Origin of the sequence: Acinetobacter sp. NIOH-H-8 (assembly GCF_046635365.1) — a bacterium.
In the GTDB taxonomy this organism is placed as follows: Bacteria; Pseudomonadota; Gammaproteobacteria; order Pseudomonadales; family Moraxellaceae; genus Acinetobacter.
Genome location: NZ_JBHDVN010000014.1, coordinates 61,099 through 69,187 on the forward strand (window position 1 = coordinate 61,099; position 8,089 = coordinate 69,187).

At 44.9% G+C, this 8,089-nt stretch carries 3 protein-coding genes and 1 pseudogene; 2 read left to right on the forward strand and 2 right to left on the reverse strand.

Annotation, left to right across the window (positions count from 1 at the left end):
- The first annotated feature begins 160 nt into the window (after nt 1-160).
- Nucleotides 161-2,917, forward strand: coding sequence for an autotransporter assembly complex protein TamA (locus tag ACEWB7_RS07970; protein ID WP_004783818.1), 2,757 nt, complete (start codon nt 161-163; stop codon nt 2,915-2,917).
- A 38-nt stretch (nt 2,918-2,955) separates the two neighbouring features.
- Nucleotides 2,956-7,479, forward strand: a complete 4,524-nt coding sequence (locus ACEWB7_RS07975; RefSeq protein ID WP_411580567.1) for a translocation/assembly module TamB domain-containing protein — start codon at nt 2,956-2,958, stop codon at nt 7,477-7,479.
- A gap of 107 nt (nt 7,480-7,586) precedes the next feature.
- Here ACEWB7_RS07975 and xseB read toward each other — a convergent pair whose 3' ends face one another.
- Nucleotides 7,587-7,781, reverse strand: coding sequence for an exodeoxyribonuclease VII small subunit (xseB, locus tag ACEWB7_RS07980; RefSeq protein WP_004783813.1), 195 nt, complete (start codon nt 7,779-7,781; stop codon nt 7,587-7,589).
- A pseudogene (locus tag ACEWB7_RS07985) lies at nt 7,771-7,965 on the reverse strand (exodeoxyribonuclease VII large subunit); the annotation flags it as partial. The pseudogene ACEWB7_RS07985 and the gene xseB, both read right to left, overlap by 11 nt.
- Between the last annotated feature and the right edge of the window lie 124 nt (nt 7,966-8,089).

An 8,089-nucleotide genomic window follows, 5' to 3' on the forward strand; every position in this document is an offset into this window, starting at 1 on the left:
ATTAAGATTTATTAAGAAATGTGAGATATACGTAAACATTGAGAAAAATCATGTAAGATACTTTCGTCCATGTAAAGGCAAAACCCAATAATTTAAGTTCTTTAGCTTATCTTTTTCGGTCAAATAATCAATTAAAGAATGTATTCGTTTAGAGTTTGCTATGCCCGCAAAGAGAAAATTTAAACAAACGATGCTGAATCGTAGTATGGGGTCTCTCGTACCATATCATGGCCGAGCCAGGCTATGTATGAGTATATTTTTCATGATGTTATCGCATCAGGGCATGGCACAAACCGAGCAGACCGAAACTCCGGTAGCACTGTCTCAGGCAGAAATGATCGAAGAGTTATCCCAGGAAGCTGTACGACAAGGGGTAGCTACGACCGAAGCTGAAGCAACAGAAAAAGTTGAAGAAGCTTTAGAGCCTGAAACTTCGGCTGTAGATAGTATGCAAATGCTGCAAGAACAGCAGATTATGGGAACGTCTCTGGGTGAATTTCAGCCAATTGAATTTGATGATTTAGAAAGCCTGCCGGTGCAAACGATTGACCAGAGCATGGCCAATGAGATTTATCAGGTTGCGGAAGAAGCGAAACGCGAGGCGCAAGCCTATCGCCAGACCGCGCAAACTGAAACAGTAGTCAATGATATGAGTCAGCAGGAACTGGTTGAAATCAATCAGGCACCTGTGAATGTTGATCAGCTTATGCAGTCCATTCAGGCCGATAGTCAGATCATCGTGCAAAGAAATGAGTCGGGTGCGACCTTATCCGAATTGCCTGCACCAACAACGCCTGAAAATGACAAACGTCCGAATATTTTCAAGCGACTGTTTTATAAAATCCGTCCACCTCGCCAGATTATGACCGCCAGTTTGCCTCGGATCAGTGCAGATGTGGTCATTGTGAATGGAAATGGCACTGCGCAAAGCAATGGCGGATTGAATCGTAAAGCCCAGTCAGAAGGTTATACGAATCTTAGAAATAATGTAAAAGCTAAACTTTCTAGCTTTACCCAGGAATCCTTTGAAGATTTTTCATCTGCATTACCGCAACTCCGTAATCTGTCCAATCAGGCTGCCCAAGCTGTAGGTTATTACAATGCCCAGTTCAGATTTGAAAAATTATCAGATAGCCGGGTCAGAGTTTATGTAACCCCGAATGAGCCGGTCATTATCAATACCCATAATATTGAGTTTAGTGGCCCAGGTGGTGAACAGCCGCAGTTCCAGGTTATTAGTCTTCTACCGGAACAGGAAGAAGGTGATATCTTTAACCATGGGGATTATGAAAAAACCAAGGAGCGGATTAATACCGCAGCCAGCGACAATGGTTATTTTGATGCTTACTGGCGCTTGCATGATGTGCGCATTGCTCAACCCGAAAATACAGCCGATGTGAATCTGCGCTTTGAAACAGGTGAGCGTTATAAACTGGGTAATGTAGAGTTCAGGATGAGTGATCCTGAAAAAGAATTTCCACTGAATCGTGATGTACTGGAAAGTCTGGTCACCTGGGAAGATGGTGCTGACTACACCTTCTGGCGTGTGAATAGCTTGGCCAACAACCTGACGAACTCACGTTATTTTAACTATACGCTGGTGGATACAATTCGTCCTGATCCTATTGATCGAGAGCTGGAACTGGCACCGGATATTCAGAGTCTGATAGAAGAACAGAAGTTTTCAGAAGATGAAATAGGTGTGGCCAAGAAAGCTGCACCAGTATCCGATCAGGAAGTTACACAGGATGTGGTGGATGAAGATCAGTTCGCCGGTAGTCGTGATGCAGAAAATCCAAACTTAAGAACTTTGCGGGTTCAGCAGCAGACCAAAGAAGACGAAGAAGAACGTTTAAAGGCTCAGGCTCGTGAAGAGAAAAAAATTCCGGTGATTGTGACACTGAATGCAGACCGTCTTAACAGTGCCGAAGTCGGTCTGGGTTATGGTACGGATACCGGAACACGCTTACGTGGACAATATCGCCGCGCGATCGTAAACAAGCGTGGTCACTCATTTGATGCCAACCTTGAATTGTCACAAATCCGTCAGTCAATTGATGGCCGTTATAATATTCCATACAACCATCCACTTAATGACTATATCAGTATCGTGGGTGGTTATGAGCGTGAAGAACGTGATGGTGTGGCCCAAGGTGATGGCCTGTTAATTGAATCCGCGGTACTTGGTGCTGACCGGATTATTAAAAATCCGCGTGCTAATTGGCAACAAACCTACGGTCTACGTTACCGTCTGGATCGTCTGACGCAGGATGGTTCGGTTGATTTTAGCCAGATTCCGGAAGCATTCAGATTCAATACTGAAGATGAACAGCAGTCTTTACTGGTGGGGTATGAAGTTTCCCGTACTGATAGTGATCGCCGCGTGAACCCGACCAAGGGCTTTAAGCAAACCTATAAAGTCGAATTGGGCAGTGAAGCTCTATTGTCTGATGCCGATATGGCGATTGTGAATGCAGGCTGGCGTTTTATCTATTCACTGGGTGAAAATGCCGATCACCAGTTTGTTGGACGTGCGGATCTGGGTTATATCTTTACTGAAGATTTTGCCAAAGTACCTTATAACCTGCGCTATTTTAGTGGCGGTGATCAAAGTATCCGTGGTTTCGACTATAAGAGTCTTTCTCCGGAAATTGAAGGCTTTAAAGTGGGCGGACAGGCTTTGGGTGTGGCTTCACTGGAGTATAATTATCAGTTCAGGGAGGGCTGGCGCGCTGCAGTATTTGCGGATGCCGGAAATGCCTATAATGAGGATTTTAGTAATCCGACAGAATATGGTGCGGGGCTGGGGATTCGTTGGGCTTCACCGATTGGCCCAATTCGTTTAGATGTGGCGACCGGACTGTCGGATGACAATTATCCGATTCGTTTGCATTTCTTTATTGGCTCGCAGTTATAAAACATTTATTAATTAAAAAATAGTTATTTGGGTAGATCATGGTCGAAAACCAACCACAGCCAGAACAAGAGCAACAACCTGAAGTTGTGCCGAAAAAGCGCCGTATATTTAGAAGTATTCTATTGTCGGTCCTTTTTTCTCTTATTTTTCTGCTGTCTGTACTGGCGATCCTGTTTTCTACCGATAAAGGCAGTAAATTCCTGCTCGATCAGGTGATGCAGCGCCAGGAAATCATTCATTATGAATATGAAGGTGGGAACCTGTGGCGCGGGATTATCCTGAAAAATGTTCTGGTTACCCTGAAACCGGTCGATGTCAAAATTGACCGTGCTGATGTCAAGCTGGGTTGGCGGGCGATTATCAAAAAAGAAATTCATCTGACTGAAGCAGATGTACTGAATTTACAGATTATTAATAAAAATCCGCCAAGTGATGAGCCATTCAAGTTCAATGCTATTCGTTTACCGTTTGTATTGCGGGTTGATCATTTACTTCTCGATCACTTGGTGATTAAGACTCAGACCAATGCAGTTGATTTTTATAATATTGAACTGAATGAAGCATTATGGTCAGGTACCGAGCTGAATTTCGAAGATTCCCGCATGGACATGGGCTATCTGTCGGTACGTGAAGCTACTGGGAAAATGCAGTTTGAAGGTAAATATCCACTAGATGCACGCGGTATTCTAAATCTGCCTTCACTCAGAGAAAGCTTGAATATTCATGATATTCAAGTACGTGCTAGAGGCACACTGGATACCATTCAGGCCGGGGTCGCGACCAACACGCCAGATTTGCTGACAGGCTGGGCAGTTCTGCACCCGATGCGTCCTAATGTACCCATGCGTGGTGAACTCCAGTTCAAGCAATATCACTGGCCAATCCTGACAGAGCAGAAACTGTTTACGAAAGATGGTGTGGCTGAGTTTAATGGGAATACCAAGCGCCTGGATCTGAATGTTCGCACTGATATTGAAGGTGAAAATATCCCGGATGGGCAATATACCGCAGTGATGTACACCGATCTGGTCAATCAGCTCAATATTACTGATCTAAATGGTCAGCTGATGAAAGGTTCGGTAAGCCTGGCAGGTACTGTAGGCTGGGCTGATCAGGTGGATTGGGATCTGACAGGTCGCATGAATGGGATTGATCCAAAACATCAGCGAATTCCACAGGTGGTGCAAGACTTTCTGCCACCAAGTCTGGACGGTAATATTGCCTCTACCGGTAATCTGGAAAATGGCCTGCATTTAACAGGACTGGTGGATTTTGACCGCTATGAAACCTGGAATATCAAGCTGGATCAGAAGCCGGTTAAAGACAATAAAGCTCAACCGATGTTACTGGATGTGGCCTGGAAAAATATTGATCGTGCTGTGCCTTATATCGGCTGGTTAAAAAGTGAATCAGGCGATGTTGATCTGGTACTGGTCGAAGGCCAGCAGAATATCCATGTCGCTACTCAGGTTGCTCAGCATGAAGAAGGGCTGTTGCCGACAGGAATGTATCAGGCACAACTAAACCTGAAAAATAATATTCTGAATGTTCCAAGTTTTAAATATAGTGGAAATGGACAGGCCGGCAGTCTAACAGGTAATGCACGGGTTGAACTGCCAGAAGAAAAACGTCAGCTCAAATGGTCCGCAGTATTAAATGCCCAGAACCTGAATACTCAGACTCTGGCTGCTGCTTCACCAATTGACCGCTTGAATGGTCGGATAAAAGCCCGTGGTTATGCACGCCCGAATCAGCAGATTATTAATCTTAGCGGTGTAGATCTCACCGGACGACTGGCTGCGCAAAATGAAACCGTTCATCTGACAGGTAATAGTAATATTGCCTTGTTGTTCCATGATGAAAAAGCAGGTGGCGGATTCAAAAGTTATGCGGTCAATTATGATGGTGCATTAAGTGCCAGTCAGATCAAGGCCAGTCAAGGATTGTTAAAACTACGCTTGTCGGGTACGCCTGATATGCTGAATATCAAGGAACTGCGTCATGATGGGGTCGCTGGAAAAATTAATGCCAATGGTCAGGTGAATCTGGCAAATGGTATTGGCTGGAATGTAAATGCCTCTCTGGTGCGTTTTAAACCTCAGTATTTCAATGCCAAGCTTAAAGGTGAATTGTCTGGCAATCTGCAAACCCAAGGTGTCTGGTCAGATGCAGTGAAGCGTGTCCAGATTCAACGCTTAAATCTGGCCGGTATGTTGAATAATAAACCGGTACGCGGTAAGGGTAATCTGGCTGTATTGATTGACTCCAAGCAGCGTGGTTTTGTACCGCAGCAGTTTGAAGCCAATAACCTGTTCCTATCTTATGCCAGCAACCAGCTACAGGCCACAGGTAATGCGCAGAATTTGCAACTTAAAGTGAATGCGCCGGCATTATATGAGCTTTATCCGGGATTAAGAGGCCGGGTACAAGGCTACATCAATATGCAGACACAACCGCGTTTGCAAGCAACTGCGAATCTGGCAGTGGATAATTTTGCCTTCAAGAACCTATTTAGCGTAGACAAGATTCGGGTACGCGGTCAGTTGCCGACTTCACAAACCACACCGACCTTATTGACTGCGACCATGGATCAGTTGCGTAGTGGCAATAGACAGATTGTACGTGGTGAAGTTTCACTAGCTGGAACGCGCGCCGCGCATGTACTGCAAGTTCAGGCTGAAAACAAGCTGTCTAAATTTTTTGTTCAGCTGGCAGGTGGTTTTAATGCACAAAATAATTGGTTAGGCCAGATCCAGCGCGGTGATTTCGACTCACTGCGTACCCATCTGGTGCAGCGTCAAAATGCAGCTGTGATTTATAACACTGCACAGTCGGATCTGTTTGTTGGCGCTCATTGCTGGATGAGCCAGCAAAGCCAGCTCTGCTTTGATCAGCCAATTCGAGTCAATAAAACCCGAGGCAGTGCTTCTTTTATTACCCGTAACCTGGATCTGGCTGACTTTAGTGCCTTCCTGCCAGAAGGCATAGCATTAACCGGTAAAGTGAATGGTTATGCCAAGGCAGCTTGGGCACAAGGTGCTAAACCGAAGATTGATGCACGTCTGGTAACCCGTAATGGTGTGATCGGCTTATCTTCTGATGATCCGGAATATTTAGGCTCGACCTTAAAATATGATGAAGTGGGGCTGGTCGCAAAAAGCGTGGCCGCCGGTCTACAGATTCGTCTGGATGTGAAAACACCAGATATTGGTACAGGCTATGCCAATGTGATTATTGATCCATATCGTGACAATAAACCAATGCGTGGCGAGATTGCCTTTAATCAGGTTCAGTTAAAGGTCTTTAAGCCATTCATTCAGGATGTGCGTAATCTGGATGGTACCTTGTCGTATGCAGGTAAAATTAGCGGAACCTTAACCGATCCATTACTTGAAGGTGAAATTCGGGTTAAGGATGGGGCAATCAGCATGATTTCATTGCCAGTCAATCTGACCAATGTGCAGCTCTATTCATCAGTCCGCCAAAATACCGCGACTATTAATGGTGCATTTAACAGTGGCCGTGGCGCTGGTAAATTAACCGGCTCTGTAGACTGGAAAGGTGATCCACGCGTACAGCTCAAACTTCAGGGCGAAAATCTGTTGATTCGTCAGGCACCGCTGATTACTGCAGTGGTTACGCCTGACCTGACCTTGGATATGTATCCGTTCAATAAAAAATTAAGCTTGAGTGGCAAGGTCGATGTTCCTCGTGCACTGATTTCCATGCCTGAAGCCTCTGAACCTGTCGTGGGCTTGTCTTCTGATGTTCGTGTTGTACGTGAAGGAGATGACCAGCTCGCCATTCTGAAAGCGGCACGTCCATGGGATATTCGCGCAGATGTTGCAGTGTCGTTAGGAAATCAGGTGATCTTCCAGGGCTTTGACAGCCGTATACCACTCTTAGGTCGTGTCAATCTGACGCAACGTGGTCTGGAATCTGCGATGCGTGCCAATGGGGCGATCGGGGTATCACAACGGGTGAAAATTGAAGCCTATGGACAAAGTCTGGATCTGAACCGTGCGATTGCACGTTTCAATGGCCCGTTATCGAATCCAACCCTGGATATTGATGCCAATAAATCGATACAGGGCAGCACAGTCGGTGTGCGTGTTACAGGTACAGCCTCAAGTCCTGCTATTCAGGTGTATAACGATGCTGGTCTGTCTGAACAGGAAGCGTTGAATGCCCTGATTACTGGTCGTATCAATGAAGGAGCTTCAGGTTTAAGTCAGGCGGAAGGTTTCAGATCTGATGTAAACAACACCATTGCAGCCGCAGGGATTAGTCTGGGCTTGGGCGGTACGCGTGCCTTGACCAACCAGATTGGTCGTAGCTTTGGCCTGAGCGGCCTGGCACTGGATGCACAGGGAACCGGGGATGATACTCAGGTGTCTGTAACCGGTTATATTACGCCAGACTTATATATCCGTTATGGGGTTGGCGTATTTACCCCAGTGAACAAGCTGACTTTACGTTATCAAATGAATCAGCGTTTATATCTGGAAGCCAGTCAGTCTTTAGAGCGTGCAATTGACTTGTTCTATAACTGGAGATTCTAATCTAATAAAAAGCCCTCTAAATGAGGGCTTTTTTATAGGCAAGAGATTTAAAAATAGCCTAAGCATTTAAATCATCAGGCTATACTGATTTAAGGTATTTAATAAAATTAATCCTTAAAGGTCTCGTTTAGTGCATTCTGAACAGCTTTCACTCGAGATTTACAGGCTTTATACGCCTGCATAGACTCTTCAACGATTTTCATCAGATTATCAATATCTGGTTCTTGCTGAGATTCAAGTAATTCAGCATTCTTTTTCAAGATGTCATAGCCTTCCTGAAAGCTCAAAGTATCATGACTCATGGGGAGTTACCTGCGTAAGTTGTGCTGAAAATAGGCCATCGTGTAATTCAACCTGAACGGGTTGTTGGACATCAATTTGATGGATTGAACGAACCACATGTTCTTGCTGGCGCACAATGGCATAGCCTTTGGACAAAACATGTTTGGGATTTTGCAGCAGTGTTTCCCGCATCAGGGCATCTATAGCCAAATACTTAAAAATATAGAACAATAGAAACATGGGATATTCAAAAGATTTTAAAGACAAAGTCATAGAAATTATGACTAGAGATAAAATGTCTGTGCGAAAAGCAGCACAGCATTTTAAC